General features: G+C 59.8%; 25 protein-coding genes and 1 tRNA gene. 16 read left to right on the top strand and 10 right to left on the bottom strand.

What is annotated here, in order from left to right; genetic code table 11:
- Nucleotides 1-114: 114 nt before the first annotated feature.
- The gene (locus tag ACLI4M_RS15690) at nt 115-273 is read left to right on the top strand and encodes a hypothetical protein (RefSeq protein WP_166643190.1); all 159 of its coding nucleotides are present in this window, start codon (nt 115-117) and stop codon (nt 271-273) included.
- 130 nt (nt 274-403) lie between these two features.
- Here the strand turns inward: ACLI4M_RS15690 and ACLI4M_RS15685 are convergent, their stop codons facing one another.
- Nucleotides 404-1,243, bottom strand: coding sequence for a Cof-type HAD-IIB family hydrolase (locus tag ACLI4M_RS15685; protein WP_133625107.1), 840 nt, complete (start codon nt 1,241-1,243; stop codon nt 404-406).
- Nucleotides 1,244-1,392: 149 nt separating this feature from the next.
- On the opposite strand from ACLI4M_RS15685, the gene ACLI4M_RS15680 reads away from it, so the two are divergent.
- Both ACLI4M_RS15680 and ACLI4M_RS15675 read left to right on the top strand, forming a co-directional pair.
- Nucleotides 1,393-1,614 (top strand): type II toxin-antitoxin system Phd/YefM family antitoxin, encoded by a 222-nt coding sequence (locus ACLI4M_RS15680; protein ID WP_133624238.1) that lies wholly within the window; start codon nt 1,393-1,395, stop codon nt 1,612-1,614.
- On the top strand, nt 1,611-1,991 hold the full coding sequence (locus tag ACLI4M_RS15675) for a type II toxin-antitoxin system death-on-curing family toxin (protein WP_133624239.1): 381 nt from the start codon (nt 1,611-1,613) through the stop codon (nt 1,989-1,991). The genes ACLI4M_RS15680 and ACLI4M_RS15675 overlap by 4 nt, the downstream gene beginning before the upstream one ends.
- 344 nt (nt 1,992-2,335) lie before the next feature.
- Here ACLI4M_RS15675 and ACLI4M_RS15670 read toward each other — a convergent pair whose 3' ends face one another.
- The 4 genes from ACLI4M_RS15670 to ACLI4M_RS15655 all read right to left on the bottom strand — a co-directional run bounded on the left by ACLI4M_RS15670 (nt 2,336) and on the right by ACLI4M_RS15655 (nt 3,970).
- On the bottom strand, nt 2,336-2,548 hold the full coding sequence (locus tag ACLI4M_RS15670; protein ID WP_133624240.1) for a hypothetical protein: 213 nt from the start codon (nt 2,546-2,548) through the stop codon (nt 2,336-2,338).
- Between the two features lie 478 nt (nt 2,549-3,026).
- The gene (locus ACLI4M_RS15665; RefSeq protein ID WP_099754181.1) at nt 3,027-3,152 is read right to left on the bottom strand and encodes a DUF2256 domain-containing protein; all 126 of its coding nucleotides are present in this window, start codon (nt 3,150-3,152) and stop codon (nt 3,027-3,029) included.
- A gap of 251 nt (nt 3,153-3,403) precedes the next feature.
- Nucleotides 3,404-3,480 (bottom strand) — tRNA-Arg (locus tag ACLI4M_RS15660).
- Between the two features lie 172 nt (nt 3,481-3,652).
- Nucleotides 3,653-3,970 carry a hypothetical protein gene (locus ACLI4M_RS15655; protein WP_048916880.1) on the bottom strand — a complete coding sequence of 106 codons (318 nt, stop codon included), beginning with the start codon at nt 3,968-3,970 and terminating at the stop codon, nt 3,653-3,655.
- Nucleotides 3,971-4,193: 223 nt separating this feature from the next.
- Here ACLI4M_RS15655 and folD point away from each other — a divergent pair, with 223 nt between their 5' ends.
- Nucleotides 4,194-5,060: a bifunctional methylenetetrahydrofolate dehydrogenase/methenyltetrahydrofolate cyclohydrolase FolD gene (gene folD, locus ACLI4M_RS15650; RefSeq protein WP_133624242.1), complete on the top strand. Its 867-nt coding sequence runs from the start codon at nt 4,194-4,196 to the stop codon at nt 5,058-5,060.
- Nucleotides 5,060-5,272, top strand: coding sequence for a ribosome-associated protein YbcJ (ybcJ, locus tag ACLI4M_RS15645; protein WP_048916855.1), 213 nt, complete (start codon nt 5,060-5,062; stop codon nt 5,270-5,272). Before folD ends, ybcJ begins: the two co-directional genes overlap by 1 nt.
- A 132-nt stretch (nt 5,273-5,404) precedes the next feature.
- Here ybcJ and ACLI4M_RS15640 read toward each other — a convergent pair whose 3' ends face one another.
- Together ACLI4M_RS15640 and cysS are read right to left on the bottom strand one after the other, a co-directional pair.
- Complete coding sequence (locus ACLI4M_RS15640; protein WP_133624243.1) at nt 5,405-6,496, bottom strand: AAA family ATPase; 1,092 nt, start codon at nt 6,494-6,496, stop codon at nt 5,405-5,407.
- Nucleotides 6,497-6,545: 49 nt separating this feature from the next.
- Nucleotides 6,546-7,934, bottom strand: a complete 1,389-nt coding sequence (gene cysS, locus ACLI4M_RS15635; RefSeq protein ID WP_133624244.1) for a cysteine--tRNA ligase — start codon at nt 7,932-7,934, stop codon at nt 6,546-6,548.
- Nucleotides 7,935-8,167: 233 nt separating this feature from the next.
- Between cysS and ppiB the strand changes: the two genes are divergently transcribed.
- The 4 genes from ppiB to purK all read left to right on the top strand — a co-directional run bounded on the left by ppiB (nt 8,168) and on the right by purK (nt 11,102).
- Complete coding sequence (ppiB, locus tag ACLI4M_RS15630; RefSeq protein WP_048916858.1) at nt 8,168-8,662, top strand: peptidylprolyl isomerase B; 495 nt, start codon at nt 8,168-8,170, stop codon at nt 8,660-8,662.
- A complete protein-coding gene (gene lpxH, locus ACLI4M_RS15625) occupies nt 8,662-9,378 on the top strand; it encodes a UDP-2,3-diacylglucosamine diphosphatase (RefSeq protein WP_133624245.1) in 717 nt (238 codons plus the stop codon). Before ppiB ends, lpxH begins: the two co-directional genes overlap by 1 nt.
- 150 nt (nt 9,379-9,528) lie before the next feature.
- Nucleotides 9,529-10,038, top strand: coding sequence for a 5-(carboxyamino)imidazole ribonucleotide mutase (gene purE, locus ACLI4M_RS15620; RefSeq protein ID WP_048916860.1), 510 nt, complete (start codon nt 9,529-9,531; stop codon nt 10,036-10,038).
- On the top strand, nt 10,035-11,102 hold the full coding sequence (purK, locus tag ACLI4M_RS15615) for a 5-(carboxyamino)imidazole ribonucleotide synthase (protein WP_133624246.1): 1,068 nt from the start codon (nt 10,035-10,037) through the stop codon (nt 11,100-11,102). The genes purE and purK overlap by 4 nt, the downstream gene beginning before the upstream one ends.
- Nucleotides 11,103-11,148: 46 nt before the next feature.
- Here purK and ybbP read toward each other — a convergent pair whose 3' ends face one another.
- Entirely contained in the window at nt 11,149-13,566 is a 2,418-nt protein-coding gene (gene ybbP, locus ACLI4M_RS15610; protein WP_133624247.1) for a putative ABC transporter permease subunit YbbP, read from the bottom strand.
- Complete coding sequence (gene ybbA / locus ACLI4M_RS15605; RefSeq protein ID WP_133624248.1) at nt 13,563-14,249, bottom strand: putative ABC transporter ATP-binding protein YbbA; 687 nt, start codon at nt 14,247-14,249, stop codon at nt 13,563-13,565. Before ybbA ends, ybbP begins: the two co-directional genes overlap by 4 nt.
- Between ybbA and tesA the strand changes: the two genes are divergently transcribed.
- The 5 genes from tesA (at nt 14,220) to ACLI4M_RS15580 (ending at nt 18,209) form a co-directional block, all read left to right on the top strand.
- Nucleotides 14,220-14,843 (top strand): multifunctional acyl-CoA thioesterase I/protease I/lysophospholipase L1, encoded by a 624-nt coding sequence (gene tesA, locus ACLI4M_RS15600; protein ID WP_048916881.1) that lies wholly within the window; start codon nt 14,220-14,222, stop codon nt 14,841-14,843. The two genes, ybbA and tesA, sit on opposite strands and share 30 nt — an antisense overlap.
- 31 nt (nt 14,844-14,874) lie before the next feature.
- Nucleotides 14,875-15,648 (top strand): SDR family oxidoreductase, encoded by a 774-nt coding sequence (locus ACLI4M_RS15595; RefSeq protein ID WP_133624249.1) that lies wholly within the window; start codon nt 14,875-14,877, stop codon nt 15,646-15,648.
- A 72-nt stretch (nt 15,649-15,720) separates the two neighbouring features.
- On the top strand, nt 15,721-16,578 hold the full coding sequence (locus tag ACLI4M_RS15590; protein WP_048916865.1) for a co-chaperone YbbN: 858 nt from the start codon (nt 15,721-15,723) through the stop codon (nt 16,576-16,578).
- A gap of 261 nt (nt 16,579-16,839) precedes the next feature.
- Entirely contained in the window at nt 16,840-17,754 is a 915-nt protein-coding gene (locus ACLI4M_RS15585; protein ID WP_048916866.1) for an SPFH domain-containing protein, read from the top strand.
- A gap of 2 nt (nt 17,755-17,756) precedes the next feature.
- Nucleotides 17,757-18,209 (top strand): NfeD family protein, encoded by a 453-nt coding sequence (locus ACLI4M_RS15580; RefSeq protein ID WP_133625108.1) that lies wholly within the window; start codon nt 17,757-17,759, stop codon nt 18,207-18,209.
- Here the strand turns inward: ACLI4M_RS15580 and cueR are convergent.
- On the bottom strand, nt 18,206-18,616 hold the full coding sequence (cueR, locus tag ACLI4M_RS15575; RefSeq protein WP_133624250.1) for a Cu(I)-responsive transcriptional regulator: 411 nt from the start codon (nt 18,614-18,616) through the stop codon (nt 18,206-18,208). The two genes, ACLI4M_RS15580 and cueR, sit on opposite strands and share 4 nt — an antisense overlap.
- A 96-nt stretch (nt 18,617-18,712) precedes the next feature.
- On the opposite strand from cueR, the gene copA reads away from it, so the two are divergent.
- Nucleotides 18,713-21,214 carry a copper-exporting P-type ATPase CopA gene (gene copA / locus ACLI4M_RS15570; RefSeq protein WP_133624251.1) on the top strand — a complete coding sequence of 834 codons (2,502 nt, stop codon included), beginning with the start codon at nt 18,713-18,715 and terminating at the stop codon, nt 21,212-21,214.
- Between the two features lie 87 nt (nt 21,215-21,301).
- Nucleotides 21,302-22,105, top strand: coding sequence for a TraB/GumN family protein (locus ACLI4M_RS15565; RefSeq protein WP_048916869.1), 804 nt, complete (start codon nt 21,302-21,304; stop codon nt 22,103-22,105).
- Nucleotides 22,106-22,185 lie beyond the last annotated feature (80 nt).

Below are 22,185 nucleotides of genomic sequence, written 5' to 3'. Positions count from 1 at the left end.
TCCTGCTCGGGATCTCAATTATCCCCGTGCGCTATTCATTCAGAGCCTGAATTGAGTTTCTGGTTTATCATTGACCAGACACTTAACGGAATAAATTTCAGATAAGGATGCCGTATGTCAACATTCACCCTCATCGCATTTCCCTTTATAGCGACAGGCCTGGCGCTGATAGCGCTGTTCTATAAAAAGAAAGAGAAGAATTACCTCATTCCCGGCTTTGTTCTGCTTATCGCAGGTTTTGTCAATGCGGTAATCGGCATCAGCCTGGGCTGAAACGCTTATCCGGCTGCGGGCGAAATAATTGCGCCACGAAGTCAATCGTAGCGGAATAATAACGCGGGGTCAGTAAACAGAGAGCTTTTGCTCTCTGCCAGTTATGGGTGCGATGGGCCTGACGGCTCTGTTATTGCCCGCCTGCTTTATCAAACGGCGGTTTACCTGCCAGCATCTGCTCAATCACCTGTAGCACGCCCTCTTCGTTATTATTTGGCGCCTGATAGCGCGCGACATCCTTGACCTTTTGCGGCGCATTGGCCATCGCGAAGCTGAAGCCCGACTGTTGCAGCATCTCAATATCGTTACCGCCATCGCCAAACACCAGGATCTCGCTGCGATCGATGCCCCAGCGCTTGCCGAGCAGATCCAGCCCGTGGCCTTTATGGTTGCCGGGCACGATTAAATCCACCGAGCCGTGGCCGCTGGAGGTGGCGGCAGCGGCATCCTTGTGCAGGCGGGCGATATCCGCCATTAGCGGCTCGACGTAATCATCCGACAGGTTGAGCGCGAACTTGAACAGCTTATCGTCACCCACGTCGTCGAGGCTGCGGATCGCCTTCAGGCGGTGGCAGTAGTGGCGCATTTTCACCAGCCAGCTCTCGGGGATGCCCTCAAAATAGTAGGCACTTTCACGCCCGCACAGGATGTAGCGCAGGTCGGGATAGTTGCCGTTGTGCAGGGTGTCGAGCACCGCATCAATATCGGCACGCGAGAACGAGCCGCAGAACAGCTCTTCGTCACGGTCGATGATCCACGCGCCGTTCTCTGCCACAAAGGCGATCTCGCTGGCGATGTCGGGGAAGAAGGATTTCAGCTGGTAATACTGGTTGCCCCTGGCGACGACGAACTTGATGTCGCGCTGCTTCATTTGCTGATAGCAGGCCTGGAAACGCGCCCGGTTGTACTGTTTATTGTCGTCGAGGAAGGTGCCGTCTTTATCTACCGCCACCATTTTTACCACGGTCATCATGACTCCTTAACGTTTTGCAGGGGAAAAGGGTTACAGAGAGGATAACCTGGTGGGTGGAGAACGCAGTCAGATAATTGAGGACTGCTATTTATTTGCACAATACGTACATGTATCATGTACAAGAAACAGGTACAAAAGAGGTGCATATGAAAGAGATTAATTTCAGTGATGCTCGCCAGAATCTTGCAGCTGTGCTGCAACAAGCAACTGATGGCGAACCAGTAACTATCACCCGTCGGGGCCATCCTTCTGCGGTAATCATCAGCGCCAGCGAGTTTCAGGCCTGGCAGACGGCCAAAATGGACGAAGAATTTTCGGCCATCATGAACGTTCACGGCGACCAGATTAGAGCGCTGGCAGATAAATGACGATACGTTTCATTTCAGCGGAAGAGGTCATCGCTTTTCATGATCGGATAATGAATGTTACTCCCGGCGTAAAAGGCATGCCCGACCCGGGGCGTGCCCAGGCATTGATTCATCGAGTCCTTAATCAACATATCTACGAAGATGTAGACGCTGTTTTTAAGTTGGCGGCAATACATTTATTAGCAATCTCACGCGGGCATATATTCAATGATGGCAACAAGCGCACAGCCCTTTTTACCACACTGCTTTTTTTGCGACGTAATGGTATTGAGATTCCAGGGAATGAGGCTATGGTGGATTTGACTGTGGAGGTGGCTAAAGGGAACGTCAGCGTTGAAAGCATCGTAAATTTTTTTAAATCTCTTTATTTAACTTAACGTCCCCTGGTTTAATTTTATTAAATCGCCACGCTTTCCACGTCAGTTTCAAAGCCTTTTCTCAATAATGCCTGCTTATATTCGTCCAACTTAATCATTCCCGAAGGATCAATGTCATTCCTGCTGGAGTACCGTGGCCGGAGAGATAAGGCAAGCGGCTCTCGGTCAGTTCAATGAACAAGTTAGGGCAATGGGGACACACAGCATCCCCCTCAACCCTATACAGTAGATTCACTATTGCCTTTCAGCGGGGAATCGCGTGCTGAGTAAAGCCGCAGGCAGTTCAGCCTGATCGACCGTACCCCGAGCGTTATTCCCCCACCGCCTTTGCCGCCAGCCCCTGGTTACGCATCCGCAACCTCCCGCATAATCTCCAGCCGTTCCATTAACAGCCAGGTGAGACAGTCGCGGGCGGTGGAGTTGGTCAGCTCGGTGATGGCGTAAACCAGCGCACGACACTGGTCGAGCAATTCCGGTTCAGTCACGGCGGTGGCGGTAAACATACCGTCCATTTCGGGGGCAGAAAGCACGGCGTAGGAGGTGTTTTCAGTGGTCATGTGGATTATCTCACTTTGGAGTGTTTTTTACCTCACCACACCGCTGTCAATCGGGGTGGCAAGACGTAACAGGGTTGACAGACCGGTCAAAGTGGAACCCGGCGAGCGCAAGCACTCCCCCGCTACGCCTCACCATTATTTTAGCGTAACGCGTCCTGACGGAAATAAAAAACCGCTGAATTATAGCGGTTTATTTCCGCACTTTGAAACAGGCTGTCAAACCCGGCTGCCCATTGTGGGGCAGCGCAGGGATCATAGTGTCAGATGCTGACCCGCGACAAGGATTTATTTGGCTGAATTTTGAGCTTTAGCATTTTTGGTTGGGTGGGAACTCTGACAGAAAGAAATACACTGCAAGCCGCTCTCCATCCTTGGGTGGAACAAGATTGCTGAAATGGGCGGGACGCAGTAATGCTCACTGTGGAAGATAGAATGGGGTCACTTGCTCCTCTGGCGGCCTTTTATGAGGACTAAACCCTTACTTTCGACGGCAGCGCTCTGAGCATTTGCGCACTTCATCCCAGCACTTTTCCCACTTTTTGCGCCATGTAAAAGGGCGCCCGCACACGCTGCAGATTTTCGTAGGGAGTTCTGACTTCTTCATCAACAGCAGCCTCCGGTAGGTGTTATCACATTATATTAGACTGATTCAGAACAGCCTGTCAGTGGATAAGGGAGCGTGGATTGGCAAACAAACGCCATGCCGTTCTCTCCGGAAAGCAAACTGAACAGCCAAATGCTGGAAATGGCGTGGTGCAATCGTGGTGTGATATTCCGTAGCAGCCAGGCAAGCTACTCTACATGCAGGGAGACATTCAGGCGGGATTAAGAATTGCGTAACTGATTGAAAATTATTGGTACGCCCTACAGGATTCGAACCTGTGACCTACGGCTTAGAAGGCCGGTGCTCTATCCAACTGAGCTAAGGGCGCATGGTGATTGGGTCGGATTATACGGTGCGATCCCGCTGAGTCAACGATTTTACTGCCGCCGGGCATCTAATGCTGAACTAATGAACAGTCGTGAGGCGACCCGCTGGCCGTCAGCCATAAAAAAACCCACCGGGTGCGGTGGGTTGATCTTTGGCGCGGTGAACAGAATGCCTTAGTTGGTCACTTTGTTTTTCAGCTCTTCGGCGCCCTGCTTGGTTTTATCCCAGCCTTTCTCGGTGCCTTCTTTGGTTTTGTCCCAGCCCTTTTGGGTGCCTTCGGAGATTTTGCTGCTGGTAGAGTTGCTCTCACCTTCCGCGGCGTGCTTCGCCTTCAGCTTCATCTCAGAACCCTCGTGCTGGGTTTTGTGCAGCTTCTCTTTGGCGGTATCGGCGCCTTTGTGCGCTTCCGCAACGGTGTTATCAGTCACGGTTGCCGCGAAAACCGGGGAAGCCAGCAGTAAAGCAGACAGTGCAATAATAGTATTTTTCATTATTCCCTCTTTATCTTTTCGATGATTTGCCGTGTTACGAATCAATCCTGGCACAGCCTGAGAGGAAATGAATTAGGAATTAACCGGGAATTGTAAGCACGGATTAATCCGATGCTGCACGATTGCACGCTAACTGGCGAATCTGTGCCTGACAGCAGCGTCCGCTTCTGACAAAATAGGCGCAATCCCCGATTTAACTCAACACAGATGGATCCCCTCTCTGATGGTAGCAAAAATTATTGACGGTAAAACGATTGCGCAGCAGGTGCGACAAGAGGTTGCAGAGCTGGTACAGCAGCGTCTGGCGGGCGGTAAACGTGCCCCTGGCCTGGCGGTTGTGCTGGTCGGTGAGAACCCGGCCTCGCAGATTTATGTCGGCAGCAAGCGTCGTGCCTGCGAAGAGGTCGGTTTCCTCTCGCGCTCTTACGATATGCCCGCCACCACCAGCGAAGCAGAGCTGCTTGACCTGATCACCGCGTTAAACAACGATCCGGAAATCGACGGTATCCTGGTGCAGCTGCCGCTGCCTGCGGGCATCGACAACGTTAAGGTGCTGGAGCATATCGCCCCGCATAAAGACGTGGACGGCTTCCACCCTTACAACGTCGGTCGCCTGTGCCAGCGTGCGCCAAAGCTGCGCCCGTGTACGCCGCGCGGCATCGTGACGCTGTTAGAGCGCTACAATATTGATACTTACGGCCTGAACGCCGTGGTCGTGGGCGCCTCCAATATCGTCGGCCGCCCGATGAGCATGGAGCTGCTGCTGGCCGGCTGCACCACCACCGTCACTCACCGCTTTACCAAAGATCTGCGTCATCACGTTGAGCACGCCGATCTGCTGGTGGTCGCGGTGGGCAAGCCGGGCTTTATTCCCGGCGAGTGGATTAAGCCCGGCGCGATCGTGATCGATGTCGGGATTAACCGTCTGGAGAGCGGCAAAGTGGTCGGCGATGTGGAGTTTGATGCGGCCTGCGAGCGCGCGGCTTATATCACTCCGGTGCCGGGCGGCGTCGGTCCCATGACAGTGGCAACCCTGATCCAGAATACCCTGCAGGCCTGTGAAAATAACGACGATGGAGCATCAGCATAATGGCAACTTTCTCTCTGGGCGATCATCCCCATGTCGATCTCTGTGACCTGCTGAAGCTGGAAGGCTGGGTCGAGAGCGGCGCGATGGCAAAAATCATGATCTCTGGCGGTCACGTCACGGTGAATGGCGTGAAAGAGACCCGCAAGCGCTGCAAAATTGTGGCGGGTCAGACGGTTGAGTTTGACGGCGAAAGCGTTACGGTCACCGACTGAGTCAACGCTCAACCAGAAAGGCTGCCTGCGGGCGGCCTTTTTTGATCGCGGTCCCTGCGCGAAACCAAAATACGGGCCGACCGAAAAAGAGGGTCGGTAGCTACGTCACAGCGGGACGGGCATGCCCGTCCCCTACGAGGTGACGACCTGCGTGGCGCCGTCGACCTGGTGCAGCTGGTAGTGGCGGATTTCGCTGTGTTCGGCGATCAGCTGCGCCAGCAGCGGGGAGTGGCTGGTGACCCAGATCTGGCTGTACCGGCTGGCTTCGGCAATCAGCTGGGCCAGCGCCGGGAGCAGGTCCGGGTGCAGGCTGTTTTCCGGCTCGTTGAGCGCCATAAACGCGGGTGGGCGCAGGCTGAGCAGCGCCACCACCAGACAGAGGAAGCGCAGCGTACCGTCAGAGAGTTCGGCAGCATCCAGCGGGCGCAGGATCCCCTCGCGATGCATCAGCATCTGAAACCGTCCGCTTTGTGACTCCACTGAAAAATGGCTGCCGGGAAAGGCGCGTTCCAGCGTCGAGAACAGCAGCTCGCTGTGGCCGCGCTCACGAATCGTCTCAAACGCGGCGGCGAGGTTGCTGCCGTCATGCGCCAGGATCGGCGAACGGATGCCGACCTGCGGGGCACGCAGGGCGCTGCCGGGCCACACCGCGAACTCATGGTAAAAGCGCCAGCCGCGCAGGTTCTCCCGTACCTGAGAAACCTCCGGATAGAGATGCGGCTCGGAGAGCTGACCAAACACCGACTCCTCCTCCTGCAGCGAAACCGGGTAGGTCACCCGCTCGCCATCAAAATTTTGCAGAAATGCCGTTTGATTCACCCGCTCCAGCAGCTGTGCCGCCCGCCGCCGCTGATGGCCGCTTAGCCACAGCTGCTCTTTTTTTACCACAGGGTCAAGGTTAAACAGGCTGAGCAAGGGTTCGGGGAAGCCAATCTCCAGCTGATAGTCGAAGGTATCCATCTCCGCCGACAGAATCATCCGTTTGCCGTCACCGCGCCGCTCGCCACGCCGCGGGCCACCTGCCCACATCGCCTTCTGAATACCCCCATCCTGCGCCAGCGCGGGTGAGAGCTGCCCGCTGGCCGCTTCATGCAGCAGGCGCACCGCTTTATACAGGTTGGATTTGCCGCAGCCGTTGGGGCCGGTGATCACGTTCAGCTGCCCGAGTTCCATTTCGAGGAAACGGATGGAGCGGTAGTTGGTGAGGGAGAGTTGTTTGATCATGTTGGCAGGGTCCAAAAAACAGGGGCGCGTTATCACGCGCCCCCCGGGGTTACTTACGGCGCCAGCTAGTGCCGCCCGCGCCGTCTTCCAGCACGATGCCCATCTCGTTGAGTTTGTCGCGCGCCACGTCGGCCTGCGCCCAGTCTTTCGCTTTACGCGCATCAATACGCATCTGGATCAGCGCTTCAATCTGCGCCACCTCTTCGTCATTGATATTGGCGCCATTTTGCAGGAACTGTTCCGGGTCCTGCTCCAGCAGGCCGAGCACGCCCGCCAGGACGCGCAGGCGCGCCGCCAGCCCGTTCGCGGCCGCTTTGTCGGTATCCTTCAGGCGGTTGACTTCACGCGCCAGGTCGAACAGCGCCGAGTAGGCTTCAGGGGTGTTGAAGTCGTCGTCCATCGCTTCGCGGAAGCGGGTTTCAAACTCTTCGCCACCGGCCACTTCAGCATGGGCGTCGGTGTTACGGATAGCGATATACAGGCGCTCCAGCGCGGATCGTGCCTGATTGAGATTATCTTCGCCGTAGTTCAGCTGGCTGCGATAGTGGCCGGACATCAGGAAGTAGCGCACGGTCTCGGCGTCGTAGTGCTCCAGCACGTCGCGCACGGTAAAGAAGTTGTTCAGCGATTTCGACATCTTTTCGCGGTCCACCATCACCATGCCGGAGTGCATCCAGTAGTTCACATACGGGCCGTCGTGGGCGCAGGTGGACTGGGCAATCTCGTTTTCATGGTGCGGGAACATCAGGTCAGAGCCGCCGCCGTGGATATCAAAGTGCTCACCCAGCTGCTTGCAGTTCATCGCCGAGCACTCAATGTGCCAGCCAGGGCGGCCCATGCCCCATGGAGATCCCCAGCCTGGCTCATCAGCTTTCGACATCTTCCACAGTACGAAGTCCATCGGGTTACGCTTAACGTTCTCGGCCACTTCAACGCGAGCGCCGGCCTGCAGCTGCTCCAGATCCTGGCGCGACAGGGAGCCGTAGTTCGGGTCGCTGTCGACGGAGAACATCACGTCGCCGTTGCTGGCAACGTAGGCGTGTTCGCGGGCGATCAGCTTTTCTACCAGCTCGATAATCTCGCCGATATGGCGCGTGGCGCGTGGCTCCAGGTCCGGCGGCAGAATGTTCAGCGCGGCGAAGTCCTTGTGCATCTCGGCGATCATACGGTTGGTCAGCTGTTCGATGGTCTCACCGTTTTCGTTAGCGCGTTTGATGATCTTGTCATCGATATCGGTGATATTACGCACATAGTTCAGCTGATAACCGCTGTAGCGCAGGTAGCGGGCCACCACGTCGAACGCGGCGAAAGTCCTGCCGTGGCCGATGTGGCAGAGGTCGTAAACGGTAATGCCGCACACGTACATGCCAATCTTTCCGGCATGAATAGGTTTGAATTCCTCTTTTTGACGACTCAGGGTGTTGAAGATCTTTAGCATTGAGACATTCCGTTTAAGCGTGTGCGGGATTACGATAAAAAGTGAATCGAACATTCTGACGTATTTTTACCCCCAGCGCTATGTAAAGCAAGGGTATTGCCGCTTCCTTTATGCAGCGGGGCTGACGAGCCATCACTTTTTGTGATATAAGAGCCGTCTGTCGCACGGGGAAGACTTACGTCTCCGCCCCCGGCGCTCAATGTTAAATACTCCAACCCTGACAGGATGAGAAAATGGTTACTTTCCAGACTAATCATGGCGATATCGTCATCAAAACTTTCGACGATAAAGCACCGGCTACCGTTGCGAACTTCCTGGAATACTGCCGCGAAGGTTTCTACGACAACACCATCTTCCACCGCGTGATCAACGGCTTTATGATCCAGGGCGGCGGCTTTGAGCCGGGCATGAAGCAGAAAGAGACCAAAGCTGAGATCCAGAACGAAGCCAGCAACGGTCTGAAAAACACCAAAGGCACGCTGGCAATGGCGCGTACTCAGGCTCCTCACTCGGCTACCGCGCAGTTCTTTATTAACGTGGCAGACAACGACTTCCTGAACTTCCGTGACGAAAGCCTGCAGGGCTGGGGTTACTGCGTGTTTGCTGAAGTGGTTGAAGGTATGGACGTGGTTGAGAAAATCAAAGCCGTGTCTACCGGCCGCAGCGGCATGCACCAGGATGTGCCAAAAGACGATGTGATTATCCAGAAAGTCACCGTCAGCGAATAATGTCGCACACGCTGTTTATCGCAGATCTGCATCTGTGTACTGAAGAACCGGCAATCACTGCCGGTTTTCTGCATTTTTTACGCCGTGAAGCGCAGCACGCCGATGCGCTGTATATTCTCGGCGATCTGTTTGAAGCCTGGATCGGTGACGACGACCCGAACCCGCTGCACGCCGAAGTGGCGACCGCGCTGCACCAGCTCAACATCCCCTGCTATTTTATCCACGGCAACCGCGATTTCCTGGTCGGGAAACGCTTCGCGCGCGCGGCGGGGATGACGCTGCTGCCGCAAGAGCAGGTGCTGAAGCTGTACGGCAGGCGCGTGCTGATTATGCACGGCGACACGCTGTGTACCGACGACGAGGGCTATCAGCGCTATCGCCAGAAGGTGCAACAGCGCTGGCTGCAACGCGTTTTCCTTGCCCTGCCGCTGTTCGTGCGCCAGCGCATCGCGCGCAAGATGCGCAACGGCAGCAAGCAGGCCAACCGCAATAAAGATCTCGCGATTATGGATGTCAATCCGCAGGCGGTGGTCGACGCCATGAGCCGCCATCAGGTGCCCTGTCTGATCCACGGGCATACTCATCGCCCGGCCGTGCATGCACTGAACATTAACGGTCAGCCCGCCGAACGCCTGGTGCTCGGCGCCTGGCACGAAGAGGGTTCGATGATCAAAGTCGGCCCTGATGAGATTGCGCTGATTTCCTTCCCGTTCTGAATCAAAATTTTGGCGCCATCCTGCGCCAGTTGACGCCACGCAACCGTTTTCCTCGCCGCGCAGTCGTGATATTCTCTCTGCCCTTCCCACCCCGCAGCCCGTATCCGTGCTGCTGCGGTGACGTTTTACAATCACAGGAGTCAGACCCGCATGTCATCCAACGCCGCCCCGGCCCGCATTGCTATTGTTATGGGTTCCAAAAGTGACTGGGCAACCATGCAGTTTGCAGCGGAAATCCTCACCAGCCTCGACGTTCCGTTCCACTGTGAAGTGGTGTCTGCGCACCGAACCCCGGACAAACTGTTCAGCTTTGCCGAACAGGCCGCCGATAACGGCTTCCAGGTGATTATTGCGGGTGCAGGCGGCGCGGCGCATCTGCCGGGCATGCTGGCTGCGAAAACCCTGGTGCCGGTGCTGGGCGTGCCGGTGCAGAGCGCGGCGCTGAGCGGGGTCGACAGCCTGTACTCTATCGTGCAGATGCCGCGCGGCATCCCGGTCGGTACGCTGGCGATTGGCAAAGCCGGTGCGGCGAACGCCGCCCTGCTGGCTGCGCAGATCCTTGCACTGCACGATGCTGCGCTGGCGGGCCGCCTGGCAAACTGGCGCCAGACGCAGACCGATGACGTGCTGAACAACCCGGACCCGCAGGTGGAAGCATGAAGCCGGTTTGCGTATTAGGTAACGGCCAGCTGGGCCGCATGCTGCGCCAGGCCGGAGAGCCGCTGGGTATTGCGGTTTATCCGGTCGGGCTGGATGCCGAGCCGCAAGCGCTGCCGATTGCGCAGAGCGTGATCACCGCCGAGATTGAACGCTGGCCGGAAACCGCCCTGACGCGCGAGCTGGCAAGCCACAACGCCTTCGTTAACCGTGACATTTTCCCGCTGCTGGCGGACCGCTTAACCCAGAAGCAGCTGCTGGACCGCCTCGGTCTGGCGACGGCCCCCTGGCAACTGCTGTCCGCTGCCGACGAGTGGGCGCAGGTGTTCACCACCCTCGGCGAGTTGGCCATCGTTAAGCGCCGCACCGGGGGGTATGACGGCCGCGGCCAGTGGCGCCTGCGTGCGGATGAAACCGGGACGCTGCCCGCTGACTGCTACGGTGAGTGCATTGTTGAGCAGGGGATTAACTTCTCCGGCGAGATGTCGCTGGTCGGTGCGCGCGGGCACGACGGTCACACCGTATTCTACCCGCTGACGCACAACCTGCATCAGGACGGCATTCTGCGCACCAGCGTGGTGCTGCCGGACGTGAATGCAGAGCATCAGCAGCAGGCGGAGCGCATGCTGTCGGCAATCATGAATGAGCTGAACTACGTTGGCGTGATGGCGATGGAGTGCTTTGTGGTGCCGGAAGGTCTGCTGATCAACGAGCTGGCCCCGCGCGTGCACAACAGCGGCCACTGGACGCAGAACGGCGCGTCTATCAGCCAGTTTGAGCTACACCTGCGGGCGATTCTTGGCCTGCCGCTGCCCACGCCAGTGGTCAGCACCCCGGCGGTTATGGTGAACCTGATCGGCACTGACCTGAACCTCGACTGGCTGAACCAGCCGCTGGTGCATCTGCACTGGTATGAGAAAGAGGTGCGCGCCGGGCGCAAGATTGGCCACCTTAATCTGGCGGACGTCAGTCCGGCGGCGTTAAGCGCAGCGCTGAATGCGCTGGTACCGATGCTGCCGCCGGAGTACGCCAGCGGCATTGCGTGGGCGGTGGAAAAACTCGGGTAATCATCCGTCTTAAGTAGGGGAGAGGCATGCCTCTCCCTTCCGTGCTTTATTCCGCGTAATACCCTCTGAACAAGGCCTTGCCCTTCAGCAGACGAATACCCAGCCAGCCGCCGCAGATCGACAGCAGCAGCGCGCCGGTTAACGGCAGCGCCCCCCACAGCACGTAATCCGGCTGCCACGGGAAGTCGAACACCTTGCGCTGCAGCCCCCACAGCGCCGCTTCCGCACCGATGGCGGCCGCCACGCCGGAAACCAGACCGAGTAGCGCAAACTCGCACCACAGCGTGCCGTGCAGCAGCCTCTTGCTGGCGCCGAGCGTGCGGTACACCACCAGCTCCTGACGGCGCTGACGCATCCCGACCTGGATCTGCGCCAGCAGCAGCAGCACGCCACAGGCCGTCACCAGCACCACCATAATCTCCAGCGCCTGGCTAACCTGCGCCAGCACCTGCCCTATCTGACGCATAATGCTGCCGATATCCAGCAGGCTGAGCGTCGGGAACTGGCGGTTGAGCTGGGCCAGCAGCGCGCTGTTATTGTCAAGGCGGAAGCTGGTCAGCCAGGTCTGCGGCTGGCCGTCGAGCGCGCCCGGCGGGAAGATAAAGAAGAAGTTTGGCTTCAGGCTCTCCCAGTCGACTTTACGCATGCTGGTGATCCGGGCGCTGAACTCTTGCGTATCGCCGGTAAAAGTCAGCGTATCCCCAAGCTTCACCCCCAGCCGCCCGGCCAGCTCCTGCTCAATCGACACGTCACCGCGCTGCGGCGGCCAGCTGCCGGAGGTCAGCGGATTATGGTCCGGCAAATCTTTTAGCCAGGTGAGATTCAGCTCGCGATTCAGCGAATTATCCATTTCAGGATCGGCGGGCTGGTGGTTAATCCCGGTCAGGCGCACGCGGGCAATCGGGTAGAAGGTTTCCGGCTTCACCTGATGCTGTTCAAGGAAGGCCTGCACCTGCGGCACCTGCTGCCCGGTGATGTTCAGCAGGAAGTAGTTCGGGCTGCCCGGCGGCATCTGCTGCTGCCAACGGTCCAGCAGATCGCCGCGCATCACCAGCAGCAGGGCCAGCAGCATAAACGACAGCGAGAACGCCGCCAGCTGGCTGAGGGTCGTCCACGGCTGGCGCAGCAGGCGGTTAACCGCCAGGCGGAAGGCCAGATTGCGCAGCGTCAGGCGGCGCAGCAGCAGCAGGCCCCCCCAGCCGATGGCACCCAGCAGCAGCGAGAGCAGCACAATGCCCGCCACCAGCGCCCACAGCAGCTTACTGCCGCCGACCAGCAGCGCCAGCAGGCCAATCACCACCAGCGCCATCAGCGGCAGGTAGATCTTCAGCGGCCAGATATCGGCGACCGCATCGCGCCGCAGCACGCGCAGCGGCTGGGTTGCCAGCAGCAGGCGATACGGGCGCAGGCCGACCAGCAGCGAAATCACAAACAGCGATCCCACCGCCCACAGCCACGGCCAGGCGCTGGCGGCAGGCAGTCCGCCGGGCAGCACCGGGCGCAGCATTTGTAGCAGCAACGCTTCAAAGCCGAGGCCAATGGCGCTGCCGACGATCGCCGCCAGCAGCAGCACCGCCAGCCACTGGCCGACAATCAGCCGCCGCAGCGCCCCTCGATTGGCGCCCAGGGTTTTCAGCACCGCCACCAGATCGTAGCGGCTGCGGCAGTAGTGGCTCATGGCGACCGCCACGGCGGCAATGGCCAGCATCAGCGTCAGCAGCGCCGACAGCAGCAGGAACTGCTGGGCGCGCTGCATCGATTTACCCAGCGCATCCTCCGAGTTCTCCACGCTTATCCAGCGCTGTTCCGGGGTAATCCGCGACGCGATATAGCTGTCGTAGCGCGCCAGCTGCTGCGGAGTACCGGAGAACTTATAGCGCCAGGTGACGCGGCTGCCGGGCTGGATAGCACCGGTCTTCGCGACGTCGGCCAGGTTCATCAGCAGGCGCGGCGCGGTCTGGAACGGGTTAAAGCCGGCGTCCGGCTCCTGAATCACCTCGCCGGCAATGCGCAGCGTGGTATCGCCAACGTCGAGGTTATCCCCGGCTTTACGCTCGAGCAGCGCCAGCAGTCGCGGTGCGGCCAGCACCGTGCCCGCCGCCGGTTTTAACCCGGCTGGCGCAGTGCTCAGCTCACCAAACATCGGGTAGAGATCGTCAACCGCCTTCACCGAGGCCAGCTGGGGCGTATCGCCCGCGAACGTCATGGTCATAAACGTCAGCTGGCGCCCGACCTGTAAGCCGTCGGCACGCGCCTGCGCCAGCCACGCCTCCGGCACTTCTTTGCCGCTGCGCAGCGTGCGGTCGCCGGCCATAAAGTCGCGGCTCTGCTGGCTCAGCCCTTTCTCCATGCGGTCGCTAAGCGAGCCGAGCGCCAGCACGCAGGCCACCGCCAGCGTCAGTGCCAGCCAGACAATCAGCAGCGAGGGCGACTTCCACTCGCGCCAGAACCAGCGCCAGATCATGCTTCCTCCCACAGCTTGCCGTCGCGCAGGCGCAAGCGGCGGTCGCAGCGGGCGGCCAGCTGTTCATCGTGGGTGACGAGGATCAGGGTGGTGGCGAAGTCGCGGTTCATGGAAAACAGCAGGTCGGCAATACGGTCGCCGGTTTTGCGGTCGAGGTTGCCAGTCGGCTCATCGGCAAACAGCAGCGCCGGGCGGCCGTTAAACGCGCGCGCCAGCGCCACGCGCTGCTGTTCCCCGCCGGAAAGCTGCGCGGGCAGGTGCGTCAGGCGCTCGCCTAACCCCAGCTGGGCCAGCAGCGCGGCGGCCTGTTCGCGGCTCTGGCGGTCGCTGTCGCCGCGCAGCAGGGCGGGTAGCTGGACGTTTTCCTGCGCGTTAAGGGTCGGCACCAGCATAAACGACTGGAACACGAAGCCGACGTTTTTCGCCCGCAGCGCCGCGCGCTGCTCTTCGTTCATCTTGTGCAGTGGCTGGCCGAGCATCAGCACTTCGCCTTCGCTGCCGTCGTCCAGCCCGGCCAGAATTCCGAGCAGCGTCGACTTGCCCGATCCCGACTCGCCGATCAGCGCGAGGGTTTCAGCCGGTTTGACAACCAGCTCAACTCCGGTAAGGATGGAAAGATGATGATCACCCTGACCGACGGACTTACTAAGACGATGAACTTCAAGAATGTTTTCCGCTGGCATTACCCTGTCCTGTTATTATTAGCCTTGATGACGCTGCGTGCGACGGCGGCAGATACGCTGCTGGTGCTGGGCGACAGTCTGAGTGCCGGTTACCGCATGTCCGCCACGGCCGCATGGCCTGCGTTACTCAATGATAAGTGGCAAAAGTCGCCGTTGATTGTTAACGGTAGCATAAGTGGCGATACCGCGACGCAGGGACTGGCACGTCTGCCGGCGCTGCTGAAACAGCATCAGCCGCGCTGGGTACTGATTGAGCTGGGGGGCAACGACGGTTTACGTGGTTTCCCGCCGCAGCAGGTAGAGCAGGATCTGAACCAGATCATTAGCCAGGTAAAGGCGGCAAACGCGCAGCCGCTGCTGATGCAGGTGATGCTGCCCGCCAACTACGGCAAACGCTATACGCAATCCTTCGCCGCCATCTATCCCAAAGTGGCAAAGCAGTATTCAATCCCGCTGGTGCCGTTTTTTATGGAGCAGGTCTACCTGAAGCCGGAGTGGATGCAGGATGACGGGATCCACCCGAATCCGGCGGCGCAGCCTTTTATTGCCGAACTGATGGCAAAAGAACTGGCCCCCCTAGTTAAGCATGAGTAACCCGGCGTTGGGCGCCATAGCAGGTAAAGAAATGCAAAAATCGATAGTGATTACCGGGAGTTCCAGCGGTATCGGTCTGGTATCCGCCAACGATCTGCTGCGGCGCGGCTACCATGTGATTGCCGCCTGCCGTAAACCGCAGGATGTAGAGCGCATGAACCAGCTGGGTTTCAGCGGCGTGCTGCTCGACCTCGACGATGCTGCCAGCGTTGAGCGGGCCGCCGCGCAGATCCACACGCTGTGCGGCGGCGATCTCTATGGGCTGTTTAACAACGGCGGCTTCGGGCTGTATGGCCCGCTGCAGTCGATCTCCCGCCAGCAGTTGGAGCAGCAGTTCGCCACCAATCTGTTTGGCACCCACCAGCTCACCACCCTGCTGCTGCCGGCTTTGATCAACGGCGGCAGCGGGCGCATTATTAATACCAGCTCGGTGATGGGATTGATCTCTACGCCGAAGCGCGGGGCTTACGCCGCCAGTAAGTATGCGCTGGAAGCCTGGTCCGATGCGTTACGCATGGAGCTGCACGGCAGCGGCGTGCGCGTCAGCCTGATCGAACCTGGCCCGATCCACACCCGCTTCACCGATAATGTCCATCAGTCGCAGCAGGACCAGCCGGTGAAGAACCCCGGCATTGCCGCGCGGTTCACGCTGCCGCCGGAGGCGATTCTGCCCAAGCTGCGGCACGCGCTGGAGAGCCGCCACCCGCGCCTGCGCTATCCTGTGACGCTGGTCGCACACGCGCTCAGCGCGTTACGCCGTTTACTGCCGGGCTGGATGATGGATCGGTTATTACGCCAGAATTAGCCTGCGGCCCTTGAAGCTGCGGCCTCTGCCCCCATACAGTTAGCAACATCAGTCATTAAAGAGATGAAATTCATGTCACCACAAGCCGCGATCGTCGAGATTAACGAAACCAACCTGCACCAGACGCTGGAACAGTCGATGCAGATCCCCGTTCTGTTCTACTTCTGGTCCGGCCGCAGCCAGCACTGTGAGCAGCTGACGCCGCTGCTTGACCGCCTGGCCCAGGAGTACGCCGGACAGTTCATTCTGGCGCGCCTGGATTGTGACGCCGAGCCGGCCGTAGCGCAGCAGTTTGGCCTGCGCTCGATTCCGACCGTGTACCTGTTCCAGAACGGCCAGCCGGTTGACGGCTTCCAGGGCCCGCAGCCGGAAGAAGCGGTGCGCGCCCTGCTGGAAAAAGTGCTGCCGAAAAAAGAGCAGCTGTTAGCGCAGCAGGCGATGCAGCTGATGGACGAAGGCAAGCTGATTGATGCGCTGCCGCTGCTGAAGGATGCATGGGCGCTGAGCAATCAGAACAGCGAGATCGGCTTCCTGCTGGCGGAAGTGCTGATTGGCCTCAACCGCAGTGAAGAAGCCGAAGCGGTGCTGAAAGTGGTGCCGCTGCAGGACCAGGATACCCGCTATCAGGGGCTGGTGGCGCAGATTGACCTGCTGAAGCAGGCGGCGGATACGCCGGAAATTCAGCAGCTGCAGCAGCAGATTGAAGCCGAGCCGGATAACGTCGAGCTGGCCACCCAGCTGGCGCTGCAGTTCCACCAGGTCGGGCGCAATGAAGAGGCGCTGGAGCTGCTGTTCAGCCATCTGAAGAAAGATCTCGGCGCGGCCGATGGTCAGGCGCGTAAGATGCTGCAGGAGATCCTCGCCGCGCTGGGGACCGGCGATGCGCTGGCCGCGAAATACCGCCGTCAGCTCTATTCTCTGCTGTACTAAGAGCGGGACGACCGAAAAAGAGGGTCGTCCCCTACAAATGATTCACACACCGGACGACCGAAAAAGAGGGTCGTCCCCTACAAATGATTCACACACCGGACGACCGAAAAACAGGGTCGTCCCCTACCGTTGCGCAAAGTATGACCCTGTAGGGGTTGACCCTCTTTTCCGGTCAACCCTCCACGGTTGGCACAGGTGCCAGACAGGGGCGGCAGGTAACGCCATCAGCCCCTACAATAATAACAATCCGGAGGTTATTTTATGTTTACTGTGATTCCCGTCATTATCGTTCTGGCACTGATCCTTGTCTGGTCCGGGATTAAAATTGTTCCGCAGGGCTACCAGTGGACCGTGGAACGTTTCGGTCGCTACACCAATACGCTGCAGCCTGGCCTGAACCTGGTGGTCCCGTTTATGGATCGCGTAGGTCGTAAAATCAATATGATGGAACAGGTGCTGGATATCCCCTCACAGGAGATCATCTCCAAAGATAACGCCAGCGTCACCATCGATGCCGTGTGCTTTATCCAGGTGGTCGACCCGGCGCGCGCCGCCTATGAGGTCAGCAACCTTGAGCTGGCGATCATCAACCTCACCATGACCAACATGCGTACCGTGCTTGGTTCGATGGAGCTGGACGAGATGCTGTCGCAGCGCGATAACATCAATACCCGCCTGCTGCATATTGTCGATGAAGCCACCAACCCGTGGGGCATCAAAATTACCCGTATTGAGATCCGCGACGTGCGCCCGCCTGCCGAACTGATTGCGTCGATGAACGCGCAGATGAAGGCCGAGCGTACCAAGCGCGCCGATATCCTCGAAGCGGAAGGGGTACGTCAGGCGGCAATCCTGCGCGCCGAAGGCGAGAAGCAGTCGCAGATCCTGAAAGCGGAAGGCGAGCGTCAGTCGGCATTCCTCGCGGCCGAAGCGCGTGAACGCGGGGCCGAAGCGGAAGCGCAGGCCACCAAAATGGTGTCCGAGGCGATTGCCGCCGGGGATATTCAGGCGATTAACTACTTCGTGGCGCAGAAATATACCGACGCGCTGCAAAATATCGGCTCCTCCAGCAATAGCAAAGTGGTGATGATGCCGCTGGATGCCAGCAGCCTGATGGGCTCCATCGCCGGGATCGGTGAACTGCTGGGCGAAAGCAAAGCGGAGCGTAAACGTTGATGCTGCTGGATGAGCTGTTAGCTAATCCATGGTGGCTGTGGCTGACGCTGGGCGGCCTGCTGCTGGCCGCCGAGATGCTCGGGGCCAGCGGCTATCTGCTGTGGAGCGGCGTGGCGGCGGTGCTGGTCAGCCTGCTGGTGTGGCTGGTGCCGATGCCGTGGGCATGGCAGGGGCTGAGCTTCGCCGTGCTGACCATTCTCGCCGCGCTGTGGTGGTACAGCTGGCTGAAAGGCCGCGATCGCCAGCAGCCCCCTTCCACCCTGAACCAGCGCGGTCAGCAGATGGTGGGTCGCCAACTGACGCTGGATGCGCCGCTGGTCAACGGCTTCGGCCATGTACGCATCGGGGACGGTAACTGGCGCGTGCAGGCGGAGGAAGATTTGCCTGCGGGAACAAATATCGTGGTGGTGGCAGTGGAGGGGATCACGCTGCGCGTGGTGCGCCGCACCGGCTAACTGCGTTGCGCGCTGTGGCAGCAGCCCGCCAGACGATCGATAATTGGGCAGTCGGCCCCGTCATCACCGGGGCAGCTGGCTGCCAGGTCTAACAGCTTCTGGCGCATCAGCTGCAGCTCGGTGATATGCGCTTCAATCTCCGCCACTTTGCTCAGCGTGCGCGCTTTGACATCGGCGCTATGGCGCTGCGGGTTGTTGAACAGGCTGACCATTTCACGGCACTCATCCAGAGTAAACCCCACCTGGCGGGCCTGACGCAGCAGGGTCAGCTCCTCCAGCTGTTTGGCACTGTAGCTGCGATAGCCGTTTTCCGTCCGCAGCGGCGGCGTCACCAGCCCTTTCTCCTCGTAGAAACGAATCGCTTTACTGGTTAAGCCGGTTTTTTTTGCCACGTCGCTGATGTTCATTATCGCCCCCTTGACCTTCCCCTTGATGGAAGGTTTAACCTCCATAACTAATGCAAAAACAGTTCCGGGTCAAACCGGATTAACAGGAGTGATGATATGTCGCAAATAACCTTACTGGCTCTCGACGGTCTGACCTGCGGCCACTGCGTGAAGCGGGTGAAAGAGACGCTGGAAAAACGCCCGGATGTTGAACTGGCGGAAGTCAGCATTGATGCTGCACGCATTTCCGGCGACGCCAGTGCCGAACAGCTGATCGCCACGATTGAGCAGGCGGGCTACCATGCCCGCATCGCGCAGGACGGTTCACACCCAAAGGCTGATCCGCTGACAGACTCAGAAACTCAGCCGGAAGCGCTGACAGCGGATGATGCCACGCTTCCGGCAGAGAGTTTTCACCTGCTGATTGACGGCATGAGCTGCGCCAGCTGCGTCAGCCGCGTGCAGCATGCGCTGCAGGAGGTGGACGGCGTTAGCCAGGCGCGGGTGAACCTGGCCGAGCGCAGCGCGCTGGTGCTGGGTTCGGCGCAGCCGCAGTCCCTGATTGACGCGGTGACGCGTGCCGGCTATGGCGCAGAAATCATCGAAGATGACGTTAAGCGGCGGGAAAAGCAGCAGCAGAGCGCGCAGGCCGCAGTGCAGCGTTTTCGCTGGCAGGCGGCGCTGGCGCTGGCGCTCGGTATTCCGCTGATGCTGTGGGGCATGGTCGGCGACAATATGATGTTGAGCGCCACCAACCGCAGCGGCTGGCTGATGGTTGGCGTAGTGACGTTGCTGGTGATGGCGATTGCCGGTGGGCACTTCTACCGCAGCGCGTGGAAAAGCCTGCGCAACCGTACGGCAACGATGGATACCCTGGTGGCGCTCGGCACCGCGGCGGCCTGGCTTTACTCCATGGCGGTCAACCTGTGGCCCGACCTGTTCCCCATGGCCGCCCGCCACCTCTACTATGAAGCCAGCGCGATGATCATCGGCCTGATTAACCTTGGGCATATGCTGGAGCAGCGCGCGCGCCAGCGCTCGTCGCAGGCGCTGGAAAAGCTGCTGGACCTGACGCCACCGACGGCGCGCGTGGTCACTGACCGGGGCGAGCAGACCCTGGCGCTCAGCGCTGTAACGCTGGGGATGACGCTTCGGGTCAACACCGGCGATCGCGTGCCGGTTGACGGCACGATTATCCAGGGCGAAGCCTGGCTGGACGAGGCCATGCTGACCGGGGAAGCGGTTCCGCAGCAGAAATCTGCAGGCGATACGCTGCATGCCGGAACGGTGATGCAGGATGGCAGCGTGCTGCTGCGGGCCGATGCGATTGGCAAAAATACCACCCTGTCGCGCATTATCCAGCTGGTGCGCCAGGCGCAGAGCAGCAAGCCGGCGATCGGCCAGCTGGCGGATAAGATCTCGGCGATCTTTGTTCCCACCGTGGTGGTGATTGCGCTGCTGAGCGCCGCCGTCTGGTATCTGTTCGGCCCCGCCCCGCAAATCGTTTACACGCTGGTGATCGCCACCAACGTACTGATCATCGCCTGCCCCTGTGCGCTCGGTCTGGCCACCCCAATGTCGATTATTGCCGGCGTCGGGCGCGCCGCCGAGTTTGGCGTGCTGGTGCGCGATGCCGATGCACTGCAACGGGCCAGCACCCTCAGCACGCTGGTGTTCGATAAAACCGGCACCCTGACCGAGGGCAAGCCGCGCGTGGTCGCGATTCAGTTGTTTAACGGGGCCGATGAGGCGTCGGTATTACGCCAGGCTGCCGCGCTGGAGCAGGGTTCCGGCCATCCGCTGGCGCAGGCAATCGTCGCGCGTGCGGGCCTTAGCTCCCTGCCGGACATTGCGCAATTTCGTACCATACCGGGCCAGGGCGTCAGCGGCATACTCGACGGCATTCCGCTGCTGTTGGGTAACCCCGCGCTGATGGCGCAGCAGCAGATTGCCACCGATAGCGTGCAGCAGCAGATGGATAAGCTGGCAGAGACGGGGGCTACTCCGGTGCTGCTGGCCGCCGACGGCCACCTTGTCGCCCTGTTTGCCATCCGCGATCCGCTGCGCCAGGAGAGCGTCGGCGCGCTGCAGCGCCTGCACCAGCGCGGTTATCAGCTGGTGATGCTGACCGGGGATAACCCAATCACCGCCTCTGCCATTGCGCGCGAAGCCGGGATCGACAGGGTGATTGCGGGCGTATTACCGGCGGGTAAAGCCGCAGCGATCGCCCACCTGCAGCAGCAGGGCCAGCAGGTGGCGATGATTGGCGACGGCATCAATGATGCCCCGGCGCTGGCACAGGCCGATGTCGGCATTGCCATGGGCGGCGGCAGTGATGTGGCGATTGAAACGGCGGCGATTACCCTGATGCGCCAGGATCTGAATGCGGTGGTCGATGCGTTATCCATCGCCAAAGCGACCCTGCGTAATATGAAACAGAATCTCCTTGGGGCGTTTATCTATAACGCGGCGGGGATCCCGATCGCGGCCGGGGTGCTCTACCCGCTGACCGGCACGCTGCTCAGCCCGGTGGTGGCTGGCGCAGCAATGGCGCTCTCTTCGATTACCGTGGTCAGCAACGCCAACCGCCTGATCCGCTATCGTCCGCCGCAGCACTGAATCCTCGCGGCTGCGCTTCGTTTTGCCCTGTCCGTCAGCGAGTTATCGCGTTAGCATGGTGGCACTAAACGGATGAGGCGGGAAATGATGAGGAATCTTGTGCAGGTACTGCGGGCGCTACGCGACAGGTTCTGGCCGGTGAACTACAGCTATCCGGCGCTGGACGTCATGCTGGGCGACTGCCGGCTGCATCTGGTCGGCAGTATTCATATGGGCACGCGCAATATGCTGCCGCTGCCTGCCGTGCTGATGGCGCGTTTACGCCAGGCCGACGCATTGATAGTGGAGGCCGATATTACCGCCGGTGGCTCGCCGTTCAGCGACAGCGCAGTCTGCCCACCGCTGGCAGAGCGCCTCAGCGCTGAGCAGCTCAGCACCCTGCAACAGCGGGCGGCAGAGCTGGGGATCTCCCCGGAGCGCATCGACACGCTGCCCGCCTGGCAGGTGGCGCTGATGCTGCAGGCGCAGCAGGCTCAGCGCCTTGGGCTGCACGCCGACTGCGGCATCGACTATCAGCTGCTGCAGGCCGCGCGCGGGCTGGAAAAAAAGGTGATTGAGCTGGAGGGGCCGGAAACCCAGCTGGCGCTGCTGAACTCCCTGCCGGACAACGGACTGCCGCTGCTGGAGGACACGCTGGAGCACTGGCACACCAACGCCCGCCTGCTGCAAACTATGGTCAGCTGGTGGCTGGAAGCGCCGCCGGGCAGCCTCGGCAAGCTGGAGCTGCCGAACACCTTCAGCAGCAGTCTCAACGACCTGCTGATGCATCAGCGCAATCAGCAGTGGAGCCAGCTGCTGCGCCAGCTCCCGCCGGGACGTTACGTGGTGGCGGTCGGCGCGCTGCACCTTTACGGCGAAGGCAACCTGCCCGGCCTGCTGAAAAAAGCATAAAAAAAAGGCCGATGTTGAAATCGGCCCGTCAATAACAACATTTTTATGATTTTTGTTATCGTCTCAGCCCTCGGGCTGAC

This window comes from Erwinia sp. LJJL01, from assembly GCF_047300805.2.
Lineage (GTDB): Bacteria > Pseudomonadota > Gammaproteobacteria > Enterobacterales > Enterobacteriaceae > Erwinia > Erwinia aphidicola.
This window is presented reverse-complemented; position numbering and strand designations above follow the sequence as displayed.

Coding starts and splice junctions, on each gene's coding strand:
- ACLI4M_RS15585 (WP_048916866.1), top strand. CDS start 16,840: ATGTTTACTGTGATTCCCGTCATTATCGTTCTGGCACTGATCCTTGTC.
- ACLI4M_RS15640 (WP_133624243.1), bottom strand. CDS start 6,496: ATGATCAAACAACTCTCCCTCACCAACTACCGCTCCATCCGTTTCCTC.
- lpxH (WP_133624245.1), top strand. CDS start 8,662: ATGTCGCACACGCTGTTTATCGCAGATCTGCATCTGTGTACTGAAGAA.
- ybcJ (WP_048916855.1), top strand. CDS start 5,060: ATGGCAACTTTCTCTCTGGGCGATCATCCCCATGTCGATCTCTGTGAC.
- ACLI4M_RS15690 (WP_166643190.1), top strand. CDS start 115: ATGTCAACATTCACCCTCATCGCATTTCCCTTTATAGCGACAGGCCTG.
- ACLI4M_RS15675 (WP_133624239.1), top strand. CDS start 1,611: ATGACGATACGTTTCATTTCAGCGGAAGAGGTCATCGCTTTTCATGAT.
- ACLI4M_RS15565 (WP_048916869.1), top strand. CDS start 21,302: ATGAGGAATCTTGTGCAGGTACTGCGGGCGCTACGCGACAGGTTCTGG.
- ppiB (WP_048916858.1), top strand. CDS start 8,168: ATGGTTACTTTCCAGACTAATCATGGCGATATCGTCATCAAAACTTTC.
- ybbP (WP_133624247.1), bottom strand. CDS start 13,566: ATGATCTGGCGCTGGTTCTGGCGCGAGTGGAAGTCGCCCTCGCTGCTG.
- ACLI4M_RS15595 (WP_133624249.1), top strand. CDS start 14,875: ATGCAAAAATCGATAGTGATTACCGGGAGTTCCAGCGGTATCGGTCTG.
- ACLI4M_RS15655 (WP_048916880.1), bottom strand. CDS start 3,970: ATGAAAAATACTATTATTGCACTGTCTGCTTTACTGCTGGCTTCCCCG.
- ACLI4M_RS15680 (WP_133624238.1), top strand. CDS start 1,393: ATGAAAGAGATTAATTTCAGTGATGCTCGCCAGAATCTTGCAGCTGTG.
- ACLI4M_RS15665 (WP_099754181.1), bottom strand. CDS start 3,152: ATGAAGAAGTCAGAACTCCCTACGAAAATCTGCAGCGTGTGCGGGCGC.
- purK (WP_133624246.1), top strand. CDS start 10,035: ATGAAGCCGGTTTGCGTATTAGGTAACGGCCAGCTGGGCCGCATGCTG.
- cysS (WP_133624244.1), bottom strand. CDS start 7,934: ATGCTAAAGATCTTCAACACCCTGAGTCGTCAAAAAGAGGAATTCAAA.
- ACLI4M_RS15685 (WP_133625107.1), bottom strand. CDS start 1,243: ATGACCGTGGTAAAAATGGTGGCGGTAGATAAAGACGGCACCTTCCTC.
- cueR (WP_133624250.1), bottom strand. CDS start 18,616: ATGAACATCAGCGACGTGGCAAAAAAAACCGGCTTAACCAGTAAAGCG.
- purE (WP_048916860.1), top strand. CDS start 9,529: ATGTCATCCAACGCCGCCCCGGCCCGCATTGCTATTGTTATGGGTTCC.
- ACLI4M_RS15590 (WP_048916865.1), top strand. CDS start 15,721: ATGTCACCACAAGCCGCGATCGTCGAGATTAACGAAACCAACCTGCAC.
- ACLI4M_RS15670 (WP_133624240.1), bottom strand. CDS start 2,548: ATGACCACTGAAAACACCTCCTACGCCGTGCTTTCTGCCCCCGAAATG.
- copA (WP_133624251.1), top strand. CDS start 18,713: ATGTCGCAAATAACCTTACTGGCTCTCGACGGTCTGACCTGCGGCCAC.
- ybbA (WP_133624248.1), bottom strand. CDS start 14,249: ATGCCAGCGGAAAACATTCTTGAAGTTCATCGTCTTAGTAAGTCCGTC.
- folD (WP_133624242.1), top strand. CDS start 4,194: ATGGTAGCAAAAATTATTGACGGTAAAACGATTGCGCAGCAGGTGCGA.
- tesA (WP_048916881.1), top strand. CDS start 14,220: ATGAACTTCAAGAATGTTTTCCGCTGGCATTACCCTGTCCTGTTATTA.